Genomic DNA, 19,016 nt, shown 5'->3' on the forward strand with positions numbered 1-19,016 from the left:
GATAGCGTACATAGATCAGCATAAAAAACTTTAACCGTATCGATTTGGCGATCGAGGCCTAAATATGCAACTTGCAGTACGGCTTAACTAACGACTCATAAAATCAAGATTTTGCCTGGTAACTGCCTCGTTATTAACAACCCATTCGATATACCTGCCACACAATCACTTCTTACTCACACCTGGTCATTGACCAATACTTATCAGGACCGCTGAAGCACATGTTCAGATCATGCAGCTTGCTGTTTGGCATGTTGATAATTCCGATATTCACCCCTCTTGCCATAGCCCGAGAACTGAATTTGCCCTGGCTTTCAGAAGAAAATCAGGCGCCGGCACAGGGTCTGAGTTCTCAACACCTGGCTGATCAATTGGAAAGGAGGACCAATCCAACCACGCTCCCAGTGAACACTCCCCTGCGCGAAAACATTCTTGATCTGCGCGAGGCGGTGACCATTGCAGTCAACCGCCATCCGTCAATCATTTCAGCCGCATCGGCTATTACCGAGCAGGAAGGCCAAGTCGATGTCGCCAAAGCCGGCTACTACCCGAAAATCAGTGCTGGAATGAACTCTGGACGAGTGAACCTCTACGGCAATGGCCAGGTAGCCAGCCTTTCGGTGTCGCAGATGTTGCATGACTTCGGCAAGGTCAGCGGCTCGGTCACCCAGGCCGAAGGGCAAGTGTTGAAACAACAGGCACTCCTGCTCAAACAGATTGACGCGATTGCCGAGCAAACCGCCGAGGCTATGCTGGAAGCTCATCGCCAACAAAGCCTGCTGAAAATCGCCAGGGATCAGGTCAAGGCAATCCAGGATGTGCTGGAAATAGTCAAGCTCCGAGCCAATTCTGGCCTGACGTCACAATCGGACTATGTCCAAGCCAGCACCCGACTACAAAGTGCACAAGCCAATACTCAGCAGGTAATGACACTACTGGGACAATGGCGCGCACGATTATCGACACTCGTTGGCAATCCCTTGCCCACTGCAGTGGCTGATCCGCCTGCAGACTTGGAGCACTCTGCCCGTCTGGACAGCATTCCCGATTACGCGATTCTCCCTGATGTTTTGATCGCCGAGGCCGATCGCAAATCCGCCTATGGGCAACTGGAAAACGCCAAAGCCCAGCGCTATCCGACTATTGCTCTGGAAGCTTCAGCCAATCAAGCGATTACTGGCACCAACCCGAGTAATGGCGAAGAACACGGTAGCTACAACACCTTGATGCTTACCGGCTCCATGTTGCTCTATCAGGGAGGAGCCATTTCGGCACAGATCCGTAGTGCCACCGCAGCTATCGACCACGCCGAATCAAACATCAATGACGCTCGACTATCGGCAGAGGACGCCCTGCTGCGCGCTCGCGAACAAACCATTGGCACTCGCATGCGCCTGGGCATTCTGGGACAACGTATGGCGACCATGACAGAGACCCGAGCGCTCTATAGAGATCAATACAGCGTAGGCACACGCTCAGTACTCGATCTGCTCAATGCCGAGCAGGAGGTGTATCAGGCCGCTGCGGACCTGGAGGTTACACGGCACGACTTCTGGCGGGGATTGATCACCTACATCAATGCTGCTGGATACAGCCGCGAAGCCTACGGCTTGAACAATACATCCATTCAACAGATAGAGATTCAGCCATGAGTATCGCCGCACAATATCAGCCCTGGTTGGAGGCAATGCTCAACATTGCAAAACACTACAGAATGGGGGTTTCCGAAGAAACCATTCGAGTATCCCTAGCCTGGGAGCGTGGCAGCCCTCGTAATATTGTCCTTCAGCGCATGGCAGCACAAATGGGCCTGATGCTGCGCTTCGAGGCATTTTCCGACACAGCACTCGACCCCTGGCGCCTGCCGTTGGCTGTAGAACTTGATGACGGGCAAGTCGCGATCATCGACAAAGCCGATACCGCCGGCAACGTGAGCGTGCTCAAAAGCGGTGAGCAAGGCTTGTTTATCAGCTTAACCGCAACCCAACTGCGTGAGCGCGCTGTGCGGGTCGCGATACTCCGTCCGGAGTCATCGGTCACCGACGCCCGAGTCGACGACTACATCAAGCCCTATCAACCTAACTGGTTCTGGAACATTGCCCTTCGCGACTGGAAACGCTACGGCGATGTGGCACTGGCAGCAATGGTCGCCAACATTCTGGCTCTGGCCGGCGTAATCTTTTCCATGCAGGTGTATGACCGCGTCATCCCAGCCCAATCTGCCCCTACTTTGTGGGTACTGTTTCTGGGGGTACTGCTGGCCATCAGTTTCGAATTCATCCTACGCATGTCACGTTCACACATCGCCGACCTGATCGGTAAACGTGCAGACCTGAAGATAACTGATCGGGTCTTCGGCCACGCTCTACGCCTGCGCAACGATGCCCGCTCCAAATCCACCGGCACCTTCATTGCTCAAATACGAGAACTGGAACAAGTCCGTGAGCTGATTACCTCGACCACCATCAGCGCAATCACTGACCTACCGTTCGTGTTGTTGTTTTTGGTAATTCTGTACATGACTGGCGGCCCGCTGATGTACATCGCACTCGGCGCCCTACCTTTGCTAATCCTGCCGGGCTTTCTGGCGCAGAAGCCATTGGCCCGGCTGTCCAACGAGGGTATGCGCGAATCAGCACTGCGCAATGCAGTGCTGGTGGAAGCGGTACAGGGTATTGAAGATATAAAACTGCTACGCGCTGAACCCCGCTTCCAAAACCAGTGGAACCAATTGCATGCGGTATCGGCAGATATATCTATCAAGCAACGCCACATCACCAACCTGCTGATGACCTGGACCCAGGAGTTACAAAGCCTGGTGTATGCCGCTGTATTGCTCGGGGGGTGCTACCTGGTCATGAACGGCGACATGACTACTGGAGCACTAGTCGGCTCCTCGATTCTTGCTTCGCGAATGATGGCGCCACTGGCGCAGATCTCAAGCGTGTTTGCCCGCTGGCAACAAGCCAAAGTTGCGCGTAAGGGATTGGACGAACTGATGAAGCGTCCAGTGGATCAGCCCGAGCACTCCAAACTGCTGCACCGCCCGCTGATCCGAGGACAATTTGCGCTGAGCGGTGTGCAGTTTCAATACAGCGAGAAGGACAAGGCTCCGGCGCTGGATATCAAACAACTGCACATTCAGCCTGGTGAACGCATCGCGATTCTTGGTCGAAATGGCGCGGGCAAATCCACCTTACTCCAATTGCTGGCGGGCATGCATACACCCTTAAGCGGTTCGATCAAGCTCGACGGACTGGAGATGGGCTTGATAGATCCATCGGATGTACGACGGGACGTCGGTTTACTGACCCAAAACGCGCATCTGTTCTTCGGCACTCTGCGCGACAACCTGACCCTCGGCAGACCGATGGCAACCGATAGCGAAATCCTCCAGGCTCTGTCCTTGAGCGGTGCCCTTTCCCTGGGCCAAGCCCAAGAAGGCGGTCTGGATTACCAAATCATGGAAGGTGGCCTGGGACTTTCCGGCGGCCAGAAGCAAGCACTCTTGTTAGCCCGCACCATCATCCGCGATCCCCGTGCAATCTTGCTGGATGAACCGACAGCGTCATTGGATGAGTTCAGCGAACAGCAAGTACTCGATCACCTTACCCCATGGTTAGAAGGTCGCACGTTATTGGTAGCAACGCACCGGCTTGCAGTCCTGAAATGGGTCGAACGCATTCTGGTGATGGATGGTGGACGCATCGTCATGGATGGCACCAAAGAACAGGTGCTCGCGCAGTTCGGCCAGAAAAAATAGGTCAGGCCCCCTCATAATTTTGCAAGTGAAGCCACAATCATGCCCCACACCTCAATTGCTCCTCCCCTGATCGCTGAGTCCCCCAGAAACCCGCTGCGTACACCTGATACTCAGCAAGTAGAGGGATTCGGCCTCTCCGAAAAAGAACTACCGAATGCTTCCCGACTGGTCTGGAGCCTGGCCCTGGCACTCCTCGCCTTTGCTACCTGGGCGTGGTACTTCAAACTCGATGAAGTATCCACAGGCACCGGCAAGGTCATCGCTTCCTCCAAGGAACAAGTGATCAAATCCCTGGAAGGAGGAGTGTTGGCCAGCTTGCATGTTCAGGAAGGCAACATCGTAGAAAAGGGCCAGGTATTGGCCCAGCTGGATCCCACCCGTATCGAATCGGCCGTCGAGGAAAGTGCCTCACGCAGTCGCGCCGCCCAAGCGACTTCCGCCCGCCTGATGGCAGAGGTCAACAATACGCCCCTACGGTTTCCCCAGGAGGTTCTTGAAGAGCCGGATCTGGTCAAGGCCGAAACAGCACTCTTTCAATCTCGCCGCGAGAGTCAGGAAAAATCTCTCTCCGGCCTTAATGAAGCCATGCGACTAATCCGCAGCGAATTACAATTGACCACCCCCCTGGTAACCCGAGGTGCTGCCAGCACAGTGGAGGTATTACGTCTGAAGCGCCAGCTCAATGAGCTGCAAAACAAATACACCGACATTCAAACCCAATATCTGGTCAAGGCCAGGGAGGAGCTGGCCAAAGCCAATGCCGAAATTGAAGCCCAACAATCAGTGACCCGAGGGCGCAATGACTCATTGACACGCTTGACCTTTACCTCTCCGGTACGCGGTGTAATCAAGGACATTGAGGTCAATACTGTAGGAGGAGTGATCCCTCCAAATGGCCAATTGATGCGCATTGTGCCGCTGGATGAGCGCCTACAGGTCGAAACTCGGATTGCCCCTCGAGATATTGCGTATATCCATCCGGGACAAGCGGCCACCGTGAAGATCTCAGCTTATGACTACTCCATTTACGGAGGGTTACCAGGTAAGGTCGCGCTCATTTCCCCAGACACTCTTCAGGACGATGTTCACCGCGACGTTTATTACTATAGGGTTTATATACTTACCGATTCCGACTCACTATTGGATAAAGCGGGGAAAACACTTCCGATTGTCCCTGGCATGATTGCAACCGTCGACATCCATACAGGAGAAAAGACTGTGCTTTCCTATTTGATGAAACCTTTGAACAAAGGTCGAGAAGCACTTCGAGAACGCTAAAACCTCAAACGCTATATATTAAGCTCAAAAAATCTTGAGCTTTTATACCCTCCGTTTCAACACCACCTATCAAGATGAGAGTACTGATGAAAAGACAGGAAACCCCAACGATGTTTGCTCAACTTTTCTTTGGTATTTCATTGATGACCCTAACAGTCACCGCCTGCTCTAGCCTATCGGGGAACTCTCCCATTCGAGCCAAAGAGCTGGCACCTGACAACCTCCCCCCTATCGTCGGCCAAGCCGCCAAGGTCGTCAAAACTCCAACAAGCTCGATCTATGCGTTCAGCTATCACGAAAATGGTCGGCATATGACCTGCCAGGCACCGGTCACCCTTGACGCACAACAGCAACCAATCCCGCAAAAACGCTGGGTAATGCGGTGTTCTCATCCTTCCGCCCAAGCCACTCCACAGCAGGTAATCACTAGGGAGCTGAGCTTCTCCTCTGATGCACTGTTCGACTTGGATAAATCGAAGCTCAATGAGATGAAACCCCAGGGTCGTCAACGCGTGGAACAACTTGCCAAGTCACTGCGCAACGAATACAGCGAGCAACCTAAACTGATAGTAACTGGATATACCGACCGCATCGGTTCACCACAAGCCCAGGAAAAGCTGGCGCTGAACCTTGCTAAGGCAGTAGCTGAAATACTAAGACAATCAGGTATCAGGCAGGAACTTATCACCGTCCAGAGCAAAGGCAGCACCGAGTCCGTAGTCAATTGCCCCGGCATCAACACCACCACACCGGAACTTATTCGCTGCCTGCAACCCAATCGCCGAATCAAGGTTCAAGTGATCGGTAATTAAGTAATACCCTCTCCTGCCATCATGACGGTTCGATTGTTTCTTGCGTACCTAACGCTTCAAGACGGTAGCCGTAGCCGTAGACAGTACTCAATACCCAACCGTACTCGGATGTAAGCTTCAGCTTATTACGAATTCGATAAACGTGGGTATCTAGAGTTCGTGAAGACAACATTTCATCCCGCGCCCATAAATGTTCATACAGGTAGCCGCGAGATAATGGACGTCCCTGGTTCTTGAACAGCAACAGTGCCAACTTGAACTCGCGAAGTGTCAATGCAATGGGGACAGCATCGACACTGACCTGTGACTCCTGAACGTCAAAGCGAATGTTGCCAAAGATCAGTAGTTCCTCACCGCGACCCCTCCGCCCTTGGCAATGACGTAGCACGTTAGTCAAACGTGCGCGTAATTCGGCCTGACGAAATGGCTTGCTAATGTATTCATCGGCACCAGCATTGAGAGCCTGAACCACATCATGCTCGGCGGTACGCGAGGTCAGCATAATCACTGGCGGCGCCGGCTGGAGATGCTCCTTGATCCACAACAGCATCTGTAATCCGCTGATCTCAGGCATCTGCCAATCGAGGATGATCAGGTCGAAGGTTTCTCGCTTCAGCCGACGCAACAGCTCCGGGCTACGAGAAAAAGCCGTGCAGATAGGCAAAGTGCCGTCATGCAAGCTGTAGGAATCAAGCGCATCCTGCAAAAGTTCAAGCTCCATCGGTTCGTCATCAAGGATAGCAATGCGCATGGGGACTCCAGATAACAGGGGGCATCGACCTTATGGCATAGGTATCGACACAAATGCACCCACAAATTGTGAACAACTGTCACTTAAACGCAAGAGCACGTGGCATTTTAACTAAGATGTTTTATCAAGAGGAGTATTTTTCCACCCTAAACTCAAGATCTCACTCTAGCTGCCCTTGAAATCGAATGAGAAGTGGCTATTCCAAAATTTCGAAGAAGGAAGCTATTGAATGAAAAATCAGTTTATTGAGGTAAACCAGAAGTGGTAGATACGGCAAAAAACAATCTCCGTATTCTAGTTGTTGACAACTGGTCGTTTCAGCTTATGGAGACGCTGAGCACGCTGGGTCAAGCCGGGTATTTCAACACCTTCCCCGCACTAAGCTGCTTGGAAGCCTTAATTGCTTTGATTGCCTCCCGAAGACCTTATGACGTAATTCTTTTCAGTACCAAGCTGAATATTACCGAATTGAATATGCTGATATTCGAGATATCGATCAGAAAACTGGCGCGTTACTTTTTGCTGATTGGTGAACCCCAACCAAGCAATCTATGCCTGGACTCCATATATGAAGCCAGCAGACCTGAGTGTCGATGCCTGGGCATGCTGAACAAGCCTCTTTCTCCAGACAAGCTCGCCACCACCCTTGCGCGAATTCCTCTCCGCAATCGCCAAAAAACCAACACTCCCATGCTTGACCTTTCTGGAGAAACAAACACTCCATCAAAAAGCAGCATTACTCAGAATAAAGACCAAAAACACTAAATCTTGATAAAACAATGAAAAATAATAGGTGCTTTTCCCGTAATGAGGGCGTTTTGTCAGCGAGCGCAAGAAACTTCATGCGTAGTTCTGTATTTTTCTATTTCAGTTTCTCTATCGGATTGTCCAGCACGCTATTCCCCATCTCAGGGCAGGCTGAGCCTATCAACACGCAAACCTATGTCGTAAGGCAAGGTGAAACACTGTGGAACATCGCCAAGCAACACCTGAATAGCAGCAGTCATTGGACGCAGATTCAGAAACTCAACGCTATAGACTCCCCACACAACCTTCAGGTGGGCTCTGAACTGAATATTCCTCTTCAGAACCAAGCCTTTCCGGTAAAGGTCCTGCACCTGCAAGGCCAGGCTTGGCTCATCGTCAAAGGTCAGAGCGAACAACCACTCACAACGGGTATGACGCTCGATTTAGGCCAAAGCGTGCGAACTGGGGACGCAACTTTTGTGACTCTTAGTTTCGCTGATGGTGTGCTCAGTGTGCTGCCACCACAGAGCCAAGCGCTGTTGAGTCAAGATCATCAACATGGCGCGCCTCAAATCATTCTGCAAGATGGCGAAGTAGAGTCTTATGTCCCCAAGCGCCCGACTCGATACAACAGCTTTGAGGTGACGACCCCGCAAGGCGTACTTGGAGTGCGGGGCACACACTTCCGGGTACGCATCAACAATCAAAAAAGCTCTCTGGTAGAAGTGCTCGATGGTCGGGTCATAACCCTTTCGAGCCTGAACCCTTCTCGCAAAGAAGTTGCCATCGAACACAACCAGGGGCTGGTGTTCTCCAGCAAGGGCGAACTGCATGTAAAGCCATTACTCAAAGCGCCTCAAGACGCCGAACACGAGTTATCAGTTCCAGGGAGCCTCGATTGGCGAGTACGCACCCAAGCTATTCCAGGCGCTGCGGCCTATTTTGCCCAAGTCTCGCGCAGCGCTGACTTTCTGAATATAGAACAGGACCAACTCAGCCCGCGCCCAGCGTTCAGCTTCAAAGGGCTTGAGGACGCGTTCTACTATGTGCGTATCGCCGCTATCGATGCCCAAGGACTGCGCGGAGAACCCGCGTCCTTCCTGCTTCTGCATCGCGCAACCAATGGCGCGGAGGCAGTGCGAAACAATGCTCATAGCACACATTTCAATTGGGTAGCACCGACCCACGCCAACACTCTCCGCTATCACTTGCAAATAGCCGACAACGTCAGCTTCAACTCACCGTTGATTGACCAGCACGATATTGAAGGCACATCCATCACGATCAAAGACCTGCCGCCAGGAACCCTGTACTGGCGCGTAGAAAGCGAGCCTGAACATGACCGAGGGCAACCAGCCCTGTCACTAGGCTCAGGAATCCTGCAATAGAAACACTACCTTCAATTATTGTTCCAAGGCCTCATCGTGCTCAGTGTCCAGCTGTTGTTTCGTAAAATCCTTCAGGAAGGAATCATTATTGCCCTACTGCTGTTACCGGCTGTGGGCTATATAGCGACCTTCCCTCAATGGCAACTGGACCGGCTGATCTACGACAAGCTGGCTCCTCTGGTGTCCTTCCCTCTCGACCCTCGAATCCTGTTAATCACCATCGATGATGCCAGCATTAACGACATCGGACGTTGGCCCTGGAACAGGGATATCCACACCCAACTGCTGGAAAAACTGGCTCCGTTGACTCCGACAGTCGTGCTTTATGATGTGATTTTCACTGAGCCCGACTCCAATCCCGAGACTGACCGGCGCCTCGGAGCAGCGATGGCCAAGGTGGCTCATGTGGTAGTCCCCACTCTGCGCGAAGCGAACCCGCTGCTGGGGCAGGCACCCCGTTTTCTCTCTCCGATTAAACCCGTGCTCGAAGGGGCCCAGGCTGTCGGCCATGTTTACGTCCCGACTGGAATTGATGGCGCGGTTCGCCAAATCTACCTAAAGGAGGGCAATGCCCAAGGGCAACTCAACCTACTGACCTGGCAGGCTTATACGGCGACCTTTGCCCCGGACCAGCAGCCGGTCATGCCTGAGATCTGCTGCACCAGGGATCTGGGAGGACAATGGTTCGGTTGGAATGAAGTGCTTATTCCCTTCAGCAAACAGCCTTCGTCAGTGCCCTCTGTTTCATTCTCCAGCGTGCTGAACGGCGAAGTGCCGGATGAGTGGCTGCGCAACCGCATCATTCTGATTGGCGTCACCGCCTCAGGACTTGGGGATCGTCATCCAACACCTCTGTCGACCTCGAGCGGCAATATGCCGGGGATTGTCCTCCATGCGCATTTGCTGAATGGTTTTCTGCATCAACATCTGGTTAAGACGACACCGACATGGATGAACATCAGCCTCTCCACCCTGTCGGTGTTGGCTGTGCTGGCCCTGCTCTCAACCTTTCGGCTGCGCCGCACGTTTCTCGTCTGCCTGGGAATGATCATCGCCCGGCTGATGCTATCGCTGGCACTGCTGACCATGGGCTGGTGGTCGGCTCCCGGTGCCAGCCTGGCAGGCATTCTAGCGGCCTATCTGCTGTGGAGCTGGAGACGGCTCAATGCTCTTGTGGTGTATTTCGGCGTAGAACTGGACCGTATGGAGCTCGAGCTAAAAGGACAACCTGCCCCACCCAAGCCCACCTTTCGCGGCGATGAACTGGTGAAGCGAGCTCTGGCCCTGGAATCGATGATCACCCATATTCGCGACTCACAACGGTTCATTGCGCAAAGCCTGGACAGCCTGCCACTGGCGATCTTCGTCACCGACCTGAATGGCCAGGTGCGGTTGGCCAATCTCAACGCCGCCACCCTCGAAGGGAAACCGGGCAGCCTCTCTTCCTCTCTGATTGGCCGGGATATTTTCGAGATCCTGCGTGAGCTTAAGCCACAGACTGATCCATCCGCGCCCCTATGCCCTCCACCGTGGGCTCAGGGCGCAACCTCTGTGGAACGACTTGCCGGGCAAATCATTCACACTCCATCCAAACGCATTTTCAAGATGCAGTTGGCACATCTGGACACCGAAAAAAGTGAACATATCGGCTGGTTGCTGGTTTTGCTCGAGTTCACCGTGGAGTACCTGGCTCAGGAGCAGCGCGACAGTATGCTGCGCTTTCTATCCCATGATTTACGCGCACCGCAATCCGCCATTCTGGCGCTCCTGGAAATGCAACAGAAGGTTAAGGAACCCATGCCCGTTGGCGAGCTTCGCCGTCATATCGAGCAACAAGTTCGACGCACGTTAAGCCTGACCGATGGATTCATGGAGTTGGATGAAGCCAAGTCCAAACCCCTGGTATTCGAGCCTGTATTCGTTGGCGCCATCGTACTGGATGCAATAGATCAGGCTTGGCTTCCAGCTCAACACAAAGGTATTCGGATCAAACACCGATTCGTCGATGACGAAGCTTGTGTAATAAACGGCTCTCGCGAGCTACTGACCCGTGCCATCTTCAACCTGCTGGAAAACGCCGTGAAATACAGCGGGCAGGACACTGTGGTTTACATCGAACTGATGCTGCAGGACACGGCGATTGTTCTGACCATTCGGGATGAAGGACAGGGTATTGCCGAAGAGGATCTGCCTCACCTGTTTGATGAGTTCCGCCAGTTTGGCACCGGCAATAAACGCGGAAGTGGTTACGGACTGGGCATGGCCTTTGTTGATAGTGTCATGCAACGTCATAGCGCTCGTATTGAGTGCACCAGTTCACTTGAGATGGGGACCACATTCAAGCTCTTTTTTCGAGGCAGTTAGACTCTTCTCTGCTCACTCAAAAGTACTACGCCGTCCCAGGAATGAGGCAGGAACGCCTCTAGACGACGAGTTAAAATATCTGAGAAACAAGCGCGTCAGCGTGCAAGGCGTCGCACTTGCTTCCATTCATAGCCCTCTTTGCAGGTGCTCGCGAAGCCCAGGCAGGGCCCCGCACTGCTCGGACCGTGAAGCTGATCTATCTGCGGACGATTTCCTGCAGACGCTCCCAGAGACCAGCGACATGTTCCCGCTCGGTGGGCAGCGCGCCGATGGAGATGCGCACCATCCAGCGGCCATCGAGGATAGCCGGGGTCACATAGGCATGCCCGGACGCGTTGAGGGCATCAGCCCAGCCTCGGGTGTGCCGATCCAGCGATTCGCCCTCCAGCCCCGCCGGCTCGTGGCGCAGGCAAAGTGTCTGGAGATGTACCGGCGCGAGCACTTTCCATTCCTCCGAAGCGCAAATTTGGGTAGCTAACCACTGAGCGTTATCCAGGTCTCGGCGCAGTCGGCGCTGGAGCCCTTCAACACCTTCGCTGCGGAGCAAAAACCAGAGTTTCAGTGCCCGAAAGCGACGTCCCGGGGGAATCCCCCAGTCCCGCAGGTTCTTCACCTCACTGTCGACACCGGATTGCAGGTAACTCGGATTAGTGCTCATTACGCGAATCAGGTGCTGCGGGTCACGCACGAAATATAGCGAGCAGTCGAAGGCCACCCCCAACCACTTGTGGGCGTTGACAACTATTGAGTCGGCCTGCTCGATGCCCTCCCACATCCAGCGACACTCGGGAAGGATCATCGCCGACCCGGCCATGGCAGAATCCACATGCAGCCATAGGTCGTGCTGACGAGTGAGGGCACCAATGGGCCCCAGCGGATCCACCGCCGTGGTGCTGGTAGTACCGGTGGTGGCGACCACGGCACAGGGCACGAGGCCTGCGGCGAGGTCACGCTCAATGGCTGCGGCCAAGGCCTCCGGACGCATCGCATAATTGGCATCAGTATCGATGTAGCGGATGTTGTCCTTGCCGAATCCAGCCAGCAGGGCCGCTTTGTCCACTGAACTATGGGCATGGGCCGAGGTGTAGATGATCAGCGGTTGAGCCTGTGTCTGGAGCCCGCCCTTGACCAGAGCGTAGTCCGACGCCTTTTCCCGGGCACTGATCAGGGCTACCAGAGTGCTGGTGGATGCCGTGTCCTGGATCACGCCGCTCCAGCTGGCGGATAGCCCCAGCATCTGCCGTACCCAATCGACGCTGGTTTCCTCCAGTTCAGTCAACGCTGGCGACGATTGCCAGGAGAGTCCCAGGACTCCGAGACCGGTGCTCAGATAATCCCCCAGCACTGACGCGAGGTTGCTATTGGCAGGGAAGTAACCGAAGAAGCTCGGATGCTGCCAGTGGGAGAGGCCTGGCAGGATCAGGGGGTCCAGGTCGGCCAACACAGCCATGAAGTCCTCGCCCTGCAAGGGTGGCTCTTCAGGCAGAGACTCGATCAGCTCACCTGGCCGGACCTGGGCCATTACCGGCCGGTCGGCGATGCCGACATGATAGTCAGCGATGCGGTCGATCAACTGATGACCGTACGTACGGAACTCTTCGGGGGTCATGGTCTGCTCCTTGCACAAATACTTCGTCCATCCGGCGATCGGCCGGTCGCCCCGGATTCTATCGGCGCCCCACTGCGGTTATAACGCCGTGTCCGGAATAGCAACTATGGCGCGCGCGCATAGCCCAACTATTCAATGCTCCACGTCGGACTTGGAGGCGAAACGATAAATGCCGAAGTTGGACTCCTACCAGAACAACCCAGTTTGAGGAGCCAACGCTGAGCCTGCGCATGCTAGGTTCTCTGATCAGATAATCCTGTAGCAGTGTCGGCGCTTGATGAAGGGACTGTGGGGAAAGGTAGGCAAGACGGAGATTACACTCAATCAAGAGGAGATCGGCTACTTATCGAGCGCAATTCGGTAAAGGATAAATATTGTAATTCGACATATGCACACTCAAGGATTGGTAACTCTAAGCTATGGCAGAGTAAAAGTAACGGATGTGGACGGACTTGCTAGCCTTAATGCATTAGACCATTTCTAGTACACCTAATTTGCTTTGAATACGGAACACTGATTTTATCGGTATTTTATCCAAAAGAGCGAAGGCCATGCTATGGTTCAGCCCTCGCTTGACCACATTGCATCCCGCTGCAAAGTCGGCAGGTTTCTACGCGATTGACGTACATTTTGGGTGAAACCAACTGTTTCAGAAGTGCTCGCCTGGAAGTGACCGTTTCTACCTAGTTGAGCCGGCAATGTACCTAACGGTTACTCACCAAGTCTACAAAATTGATAAAGGCGGCTCCCAAAAGAAGCCGCCTCAAACCAAGTTTCATCACCGGTACTTCGCCCGGGAGAGGGAGCTCTTGGACAGCATTATCAGGATAGCACGGCACTAGGTCATCATGTAGGTTACAAAAAATGACAAATCAATAAATGCCAACCGGCTCGGAATCCTTCAACTTGCGGTAGCCCTCACTTGCATTCAGACGGTAAGCAATTGTCAGTCGTTTGGTACGACGTAATGCCTGACCAATATCTTCCATGGTGGCTTTTGAAGCGGAGAAATCGCCAAACCGTTTAATCTGGATGCTGAAGATGTTTGCCTTGAAAGCGCCCTTATCTATCGGCGCATATCCTTCGGCAGCATGGTTGTAGATCCGTCCAACCAGCAACGTCACTGGCTGCTCTCCATACGATGGAACGTCCACGGTGCCTGATATGTTGAAGAGCTGGCTATTTTCCACAACGTTCACCTTAGGGCCGAGGGCACTCTTCACGTCCTCAACAACCTGATCAACACATTCCACGTAAGCTTTTTTGAAATCAGCTTGCTCGGAGGCTGGTCGGTAGCAGATGGCTGCACCATACGTAATCCTTGGATCCGGTGACGTGTCGGTACCTGCAATCATCAGAGCAGCACCTGCGGCACCTACTGCGCCGGCACCAAGGCCCGTAGTGGAGAGTGCATTAACGCTGATAGCGGCAAGATCAGTATTGGTGGGGCCAGACGCCTGCGGCTTTCTAGCTAATGCAGGAGAAATATATGCTTGGGTCAATCCCATCTCCGAGGTTGCAAACTTGAAGTTCGAGAACTTCCCGGGCTCGACCGTCTGGAAGTTCGGCATACCGAACAGAGCCAATACGCGCGTGTTCTCGCTTCCTTGCCTAAGCATCAGTGGATTGGTATTTGCAAAACGCATGGTCGACGCAGTCGTTTGAAACTGGTATGTGCGTCCAGAATCAGTGAACTCAGTGCTATCAGGTATCGGGAGTGATGCACAACCAGTAAGGATGCTTGCTAGGGACAGGGCTATAGGGACTGACGATTGGTACTTCAACGGTGGTTCCTTCATCTACCGGTGCAGAAATCAGTTGGCTTTCAAAGCCGCGTCTCATCGCTTCAAAATACTTCAGTCATTTGCGGACACGGCCATAGGTAGCATTCGCCTGAATTAGTAGTTGCATAGCGAGTGCTCCCAAGAGCGGTTCAAGAAAAGGTCATTGTGCGGAGCTTGAGAGCATCAAACTGCTGAAAAGCGTTTTCCGGCACGCACCCTCCAGAGAGGCGACTTCTGCATCCCCACAGACATAGGTCTTATCGCCTTCGACCTTATAGGTATAGGCAACGCCCTCTGCCGCTTCCGAACGCACAATCGACTCCAGCGGCTCCATCATCCAGCGCCCCGATTGGTTTACATGGTCAGGGGTGACCAGCAGCACGCTTTCCATTCGTATCCCGTTCTCCTGATCCTCAATTAGCGACCGAAGAAGCTGGTCGTTAGTCAGCATCAGCATCGGACTCAGAGCAAATTCATCATCCTGCCCCCCAGCGGCTGCAACGTAGAACCAAGGGCGGTGAATGTTGTGTTCCACATAGCTCCATGCCGTAGGGTCATCTCCAAAGAGCCCAAATTGGTCGATTTTTGCGTGTTGGTAGGTCAAAAACATAAGCCGATCTCAAAAATATACTATTCATAGCATAGTGCATAACGCACCGAAACGGCTTCATCGTTCCTTTTGCGAGCTGTTGAAATGCGATCGGAACTCAAGCGTGCGCTTGGTGATGTACTCAAGTCATACCGGCTGAAACGAAATATCTCTCAGGAGAGCATGGGGCCGAGCCAGACCTACATCAGTAATCTTGAACGAGGACGGTGGAGCGCTTCGATCGATAAGATCGAGCAGATGGCCGAGATGCTTGGTGTGCATCCCGTCAGTGTCATTCTCGCTGGTTATCTGGCTTCCGAAGAGGGGGCGAAGTCAGGCGAATTACTGGAAAGAATCCGAAATGAGCTACGAGAGATTGGGCTCTAGCCTGGATATTTCCTCATTTGTCTCGTGTAGCCGATGAAGGGAGCGTTTGGCGTTGGTGCGTCCACCGTGAGGACTGAATTGATAGTCAGCGATGGCGATTGGGTTCTACCCCAAACACGAACGCTTTCGAACAAGCTCACATTGAGCTGAAGGAACTCTCATCCCGCCTCAAGATGCATACGCCAACTCTCTCCCGGAGCCTTAGGAGGCGCCGACGACAGGGCTCAATCTGCACATTTTTTTATCTCTGAAAATCGCTCTAGCAAAGGTGTTTCAGAGAGATTTCCCGCATTGAGCTGCACATTTAATTTCACATTTTTAAGAGTGCTGGCGGGGTTCTGCTGTTTCTCAATCAATTGGACTGTCGGCGCCAATGTGCGCCTTCCCGCATCATGCATCCCTGCTTTCGACTTCGTGGTAGCTCAGTCACCGCTGCGTCGAACCTCGGATTGTTCAGCATCATTATCACGTCATGGGACGGGGTTGATGAGTGGAATATTCCATTCGGCGCCTTTGCCTGCCCCTGAAAGTTCATCCCAGTGGTTATTACGCCTGGTTGTCTGAGCCGCAATCTGAACGCGCTAAAGACGACCAGCGATTGTTGGGGTTGATCAAGCATTCGTGGCTGAAGAGTGGCGGGGTTTATGACTATCGCAAAATCCATGACGATCTGCGCGAGGTCGGTGAGGGTTGTGGTCGGCATCGCATGGCGAGGCTGATGCGTCTTGAAGGTCTGCGCTTTCAGACAAGGTATCGACGACGCCCTGGGAAGTACGGAGGTAAGCCAGTCGATCAAAAAACAGCCAATTATAGTTAGCGAGATAATTCTAGATAATTCCCATGCCCCTCAGCCTGACTAGTCAATCAGCCGCGGCTCCCTTACCTTGACCTGCGCTTGGGTGCGGCTGGTGGCCAGCAGCCGAAGCATCATGTTCATGATGCGTGAGGACGGCATAGCGATTGGGCGATTCAAGGTACGCAAGCTGATGAGCGAGATGAAACTGGTCAGCAAACAGCCCGGTTCACATGCCTATAAAAAGGCAACACTGGAGCGGCCAGATATCCCGAACGTGCTGGATCGGGAGTTCACAGTGGCGGGGCCGAATGAGGTCTGGTGCGGTGACATCACGTACGTCTGGGCTCAAGGTCGCTGGCACTATGTGGCGGCGGTGATCGATCTGTTCGCCCGCCGCGTAGTGGGCTGGGCATTTTCATCGAAGCCCGATGCCGACCTGGTGATCAAGGCTTTGGACATCGCGTATGAACAGCGTGGCCCCCCAGAATGTTCTGTTTCACAGCGATCAAGGAAGCCAATACGGCAGCCGAAGCTTTCGCCAGCGACTATGGTGTTATCGCTTCACGCAAAGCATGAGCCGGCGCGGAAACTGCTACGACAATGCGCCGATGGAACGGTTGTTTCGCAGCCTGAAAACAGAATGGATACCGACCGTGGGTTACATGAGTGCATCGCTGGCACAGCAGGATATCGGTCGGTTTTTGATGTAGAGGTACAACTGGCAACGGCCACATCAATTCAACAGTGGGCTAGCCCCCTCAGTGGCCGAGGAGAAACTTAACGCAGTGTCCGGGATTAGTTGACCACTACACTCATCGCTTGGACTTTGAAGAAAATGGAGTTTATTAGCGACGATCTGAGTCGCCACCGATAGCTGTAATGCTTCCCCCAATCCCCCTCCGCTAGAGCAAAAGCAACAACTCTTTCCTTGCTACCCCTACTAGCGCTCACGTTGCTCAATTCAGCCTAAAATCGGCTTGACTACATTATGCGAACCAGAAGCTCATGGAACCTGGGGTATGTCCCGGCGTATGCAGGGCCACGCCGCAACCGCAGGCCAGTTCTTCGTCGTCCGCCAGCCAGCGATCCGGTGCCGGTACCGGCGTGTAAGGTACGCCGAACATGCTGCACTGCATCTCCAGGTTGTCCCAGAGGAACTGATCCTCCTTGTGCAGGTGCAGGGTTGCGCCGGTTTTTTCCTTCATCTGTCCGGATGCCAGGAAGTGATCCAGGTGGGCATGGGTATGAATGATGCTCACCACCTTCAGCCCCAGCGCGTCGAGCCGCGCCATGATCAGGTCGGGATTGCCGCCCGGGTCGACGACTATGGCCTTTTTTGTAACAGGATCGCCAATGATCGTGCAGTTGCACTGCAAGGGACCGACGGGGAAGGTTTCGCGAATAAGAGTGGGCTTGGCGGCTTCCATGGGATGTTCCTGAAGAAATCGATGGGCCATTCTCGCACAGCTTGCAGCCGCAGCTTTGCCGCGCAATGCAGACAACGACAACTGCCGCCCACGCCCCGGGACGGCAATCATTCACAGTCAGAACGCCAACTGCAGGGTTTCCTCGCCTTCCAGCGCCAGCAGAAACTGCTTGGCCTGCAGGCCGCCGGCAAAACCGGTGAGGCTGCCCGAGGCGCCGATCACCCGGTGGCAAGGCGCGATGATCGAGATCGGGTTCCGGCCATTGGCCGCACCGACTGCGCGCACGGCCTTGGGACTGCCCACCTGCGCGGCAATCTGGCTGTAGCTGCGGGTTTCACCGAAAGGAATGGTCAGCAGCGCCTGCCAGACCTTGCGCTGGAACTCGGTGCCGACAAAGTCCAGTTCCAGTTCGAAGCGATCGCGGCTGCCGGCAAAGTACTCCTTGAGCTGGCGTTCGGTTTCCAGCAAGACCGGATGATCGTCGGCAGGCTGCAACGGGCCGAGACGCACCCGGTTTTCGCGTTCGTTCTCCCAGAGAATCGCGGCGAGCTTCGTGCCTCTGGCAACCAGGGTCAGTTGACCGACGGGCGAGTTGATCAATTTGAATACGCAGGACATGGTAAGCCTCCTTTATCTTCCAGGGAGATCAGGCCCGGACCTGGCCTTCATCTCGGTACGCCTGCACTGTAGATCGACATTCAAGCGCAAGAACTACGTTTCTTGCGCTTGAACTCAGTGCCGGATTTTCCTGGGGCCGCTACATCGGCTACTCATCCTCTTCGATCAGATAGCAATTGTCACTGCTGCTGCGCCGGCCGTGGGGATCGACGATAAAAGCCCCGCGCCCGTTGCCGCACTCCAGCAGATGCACCGGCGACAGCTCACGCTGTTGATCGATACGCGCATTGAGCCGGACGATATAGGTACCCAGCGCAAGCGCCACGCAAAGAATCAGCAACAGGCACAACACCAACTGGTCGGTGTAACCCGCGCAGGTCTTTTCAGAAGGCATAGGCAATAGAGCCCGATCCTGCTGCCAGCCCGCCCCCATTCCCGGTCAAGAACCCTGACAGCGGCCCACCCCCGCCCAGGCGCGCCACAGACGTGCCGGGCGACAAGGCACAGGCCATCAGGCCGATGACAATCAAGACCAGCAGAATGCCTTTGACGACAGGAGACAGGTTCATGGTGGCGCTCTCTTGGTGTAAAAGCCGCCACCCTAGAGTCCGACAGGTTAACGCCAGGTAAACATCGGTAAAAAACGCGCCGGCTCCGTTATCCTCTGGGCCACTGAGCGACACAGGTCCAAGGGGACGTTCCC

At 54.0% G+C, this 19,016-nt stretch carries 15 protein-coding genes and 3 pseudogenes; 10 read left to right on the forward strand and 8 right to left on the reverse strand.

Features of this window, described 5'->3' with window-relative positions:
* Window positions 1–221: 221 nt before the first annotated feature.
* The 4 genes from CXQ81_RS27220 (at window position 222) to CXQ81_RS27235 (ending at window position 5,853) form a co-directional block, all read left to right on the forward strand.
* Window positions 222–1,652, forward strand: a complete 1,431-nt coding sequence (locus CXQ81_RS27220; RefSeq protein ID WP_101339047.1) for a TolC family outer membrane protein — start codon at window positions 222–224, stop codon at window positions 1,650–1,652.
* A complete protein-coding gene (locus CXQ81_RS27225) occupies window positions 1,649–3,763 on the forward strand; it encodes a type I secretion system permease/ATPase (RefSeq protein ID WP_101339048.1) in 2,115 nt (704 codons plus the stop codon). Before CXQ81_RS27220 ends, CXQ81_RS27225 begins: the two co-directional genes overlap by 4 nt.
* Window positions 3,764–3,802: 39 nt before the next feature.
* A complete protein-coding gene (locus CXQ81_RS27230; RefSeq protein WP_256593438.1) occupies window positions 3,803–5,041 on the forward strand; it encodes an HlyD family efflux transporter periplasmic adaptor subunit in 1,239 nt (412 codons plus the stop codon).
* A gap of 86 nt (window positions 5,042–5,127) precedes the next feature.
* Window positions 5,128–5,853 (forward strand): OmpA family protein, encoded by a 726-nt coding sequence (locus CXQ81_RS27235; RefSeq protein ID WP_157832271.1) that lies wholly within the window; start codon window positions 5,128–5,130, stop codon window positions 5,851–5,853.
* A 19-nt stretch (window positions 5,854–5,872) separates the two neighbouring features.
* On the opposite strand, the gene CXQ81_RS27240 is transcribed toward CXQ81_RS27235, so the two are convergent.
* On the reverse strand, window positions 5,873–6,604 hold the full coding sequence (locus CXQ81_RS27240; RefSeq protein ID WP_101339050.1) for a response regulator transcription factor: 732 nt from the start codon (window positions 6,602–6,604) through the stop codon (window positions 5,873–5,875).
* A gap of 261 nt (window positions 6,605–6,865) precedes the next feature.
* Between CXQ81_RS27240 and CXQ81_RS31150 the strand changes: the two genes are divergently transcribed.
* From CXQ81_RS31150 to CXQ81_RS27250, 3 genes are all read left to right on the forward strand, one after another.
* Window positions 6,866–7,369, forward strand: coding sequence for a hypothetical protein (locus CXQ81_RS31150; RefSeq protein ID WP_157832272.1), 504 nt, complete (start codon window positions 6,866–6,868; stop codon window positions 7,367–7,369).
* Window positions 7,370–7,446: 77 nt separating this feature from the next.
* A complete protein-coding gene (locus tag CXQ81_RS27245; RefSeq protein ID WP_178081087.1) occupies window positions 7,447–8,739 on the forward strand; it encodes a FecR domain-containing protein in 1,293 nt (430 codons plus the stop codon).
* 36 nt (window positions 8,740–8,775) lie between these two features.
* Window positions 8,776–11,103: a CHASE2 domain-containing protein gene (locus CXQ81_RS27250; RefSeq protein ID WP_178081088.1), complete on the forward strand. Its 2,328-nt coding sequence runs from the start codon at window positions 8,776–8,778 to the stop codon at window positions 11,101–11,103.
* A gap of 196 nt (window positions 11,104–11,299) precedes the next feature.
* Here the strand turns inward: CXQ81_RS27250 and CXQ81_RS27255 are convergent, their stop codons facing one another.
* The 3 genes from CXQ81_RS27255 to CXQ81_RS27265 form a co-directional block, all read right to left on the reverse strand.
* Complete coding sequence (locus CXQ81_RS27255) at window positions 11,300–12,712, reverse strand: pyridoxal-dependent decarboxylase (RefSeq protein WP_101339053.1); 1,413 nt, start codon at window positions 12,710–12,712, stop codon at window positions 11,300–11,302.
* An 872-nt stretch (window positions 12,713–13,584) separates the two neighbouring features.
* Window positions 13,585–14,358: a hypothetical protein gene (locus CXQ81_RS27260; RefSeq protein WP_157832273.1), complete on the reverse strand. Its 774-nt coding sequence runs from the start codon at window positions 14,356–14,358 to the stop codon at window positions 13,585–13,587.
* 298 nt (window positions 14,359–14,656) lie between these two features.
* On the reverse strand, window positions 14,657–15,106 hold the full coding sequence (locus CXQ81_RS27265) for a hypothetical protein (protein WP_101339055.1): 450 nt from the start codon (window positions 15,104–15,106) through the stop codon (window positions 14,657–14,659).
* An 84-nt stretch (window positions 15,107–15,190) separates the two neighbouring features.
* Here CXQ81_RS27265 and CXQ81_RS27270 point away from each other — a divergent pair, with 84 nt between their 5' ends.
* From CXQ81_RS27270 to CXQ81_RS27280, 3 genes and pseudogenes are all read left to right on the forward strand, one after another.
* Window positions 15,191–15,472, forward strand: coding sequence for a helix-turn-helix domain-containing protein (locus CXQ81_RS27270; RefSeq protein ID WP_101339056.1), 282 nt, complete (start codon window positions 15,191–15,193; stop codon window positions 15,470–15,472).
* 493 nt (window positions 15,473–15,965) lie between these two features.
* Window positions 15,966–16,259: pseudogene (locus tag CXQ81_RS27275) on the forward strand (IS3 family transposase); the annotation flags it as partial.
* Window positions 16,260–16,383: 124 nt separating this feature from the next.
* Window positions 16,384–17,071 (forward strand): annotated as a pseudogene (locus CXQ81_RS27280) (IS3 family transposase); the annotation flags it as partial.
* A 189-nt stretch (window positions 17,072–17,260) separates the two neighbouring features.
* Here CXQ81_RS27280 and CXQ81_RS27285 read toward each other — a convergent pair.
* The 4 genes and pseudogenes from CXQ81_RS27285 to CXQ81_RS27300 all read right to left on the reverse strand — a co-directional run.
* Window positions 17,261–17,695: pseudogene (locus CXQ81_RS27285) on the reverse strand (MBL fold metallo-hydrolase); the annotation flags it as partial.
* 117 nt (window positions 17,696–17,812) lie between these two features.
* A complete protein-coding gene (locus CXQ81_RS27290; protein WP_009045529.1) occupies window positions 17,813–18,313 on the reverse strand; it encodes a methylated-DNA--[protein]-cysteine S-methyltransferase in 501 nt (166 codons plus the stop codon).
* 148 nt (window positions 18,314–18,461) lie between these two features.
* On the reverse strand, window positions 18,462–18,707 hold the full coding sequence (locus CXQ81_RS27295) for a hypothetical protein (protein ID WP_172963001.1): 246 nt from the start codon (window positions 18,705–18,707) through the stop codon (window positions 18,462–18,464).
* The gene (locus CXQ81_RS27300; protein ID WP_087092015.1) at window positions 18,697–18,882 is read right to left on the reverse strand and encodes a hypothetical protein; all 186 of its coding nucleotides are present in this window, start codon (window positions 18,880–18,882) and stop codon (window positions 18,697–18,699) included. Before CXQ81_RS27300 ends, CXQ81_RS27295 begins: the two co-directional genes overlap by 11 nt.
* Window positions 18,883–19,016: the final 134 nt, after the last annotated feature.

This window comes from Pseudomonas sp. 09C 129, assembly GCF_002843625.1.
GTDB classification, from domain to species: Bacteria; Pseudomonadota; Gammaproteobacteria; order Pseudomonadales; family Pseudomonadaceae; genus Aquipseudomonas; species Aquipseudomonas chlororaphis.

Coding starts and splice junctions, on each gene's coding strand:
- CXQ81_RS27255 (WP_101339053.1), bottom strand. CDS start 12,712: ATGACCCCCGAAGAGTTCCGTACGTACGGTCATCAGTTGATCGACCGC.
- CXQ81_RS27240 (WP_101339050.1), bottom strand. CDS start 6,604: ATGCGCATTGCTATCCTTGATGACGAACCGATGGAGCTTGAACTTTTG.
- CXQ81_RS27220 (WP_101339047.1), top strand. CDS start 222: ATGTTCAGATCATGCAGCTTGCTGTTTGGCATGTTGATAATTCCGATA.
- CXQ81_RS27270 (WP_101339056.1), top strand. CDS start 15,191: ATGCGATCGGAACTCAAGCGTGCGCTTGGTGATGTACTCAAGTCATAC.
- CXQ81_RS27260 (WP_157832273.1), bottom strand. CDS start 14,358: ATGCGTTTTGCAAATACCAATCCACTGATGCTTAGGCAAGGAAGCGAG.
- CXQ81_RS27230 (WP_256593438.1), top strand. CDS start 3,803: ATGCCCCACACCTCAATTGCTCCTCCCCTGATCGCTGAGTCCCCCAGA.
- CXQ81_RS27290 (WP_009045529.1), bottom strand. CDS start 18,313: ATGTCCTGCGTATTCAAATTGATCAACTCGCCCGTCGGTCAACTGACC.
- CXQ81_RS27225 (WP_101339048.1), top strand. CDS start 1,649: ATGAGTATCGCCGCACAATATCAGCCCTGGTTGGAGGCAATGCTCAAC.
- CXQ81_RS27300 (WP_087092015.1), bottom strand. CDS start 18,882: ATGAACCTGTCTCCTGTCGTCAAAGGCATTCTGCTGGTCTTGATTGTC.
- CXQ81_RS27265 (WP_101339055.1), bottom strand. CDS start 15,106: ATGTTTTTGACCTACCAACACGCAAAAATCGACCAATTTGGGCTCTTT.
- CXQ81_RS27245 (WP_178081087.1), top strand. CDS start 7,447: ATGCGTAGTTCTGTATTTTTCTATTTCAGTTTCTCTATCGGATTGTCC.
- CXQ81_RS27235 (WP_157832271.1), top strand. CDS start 5,128: ATGAAAAGACAGGAAACCCCAACGATGTTTGCTCAACTTTTCTTTGGT.
- CXQ81_RS27295 (WP_172963001.1), bottom strand. CDS start 18,707: ATGCCTTCTGAAAAGACCTGCGCGGGTTACACCGACCAGTTGGTGTTG.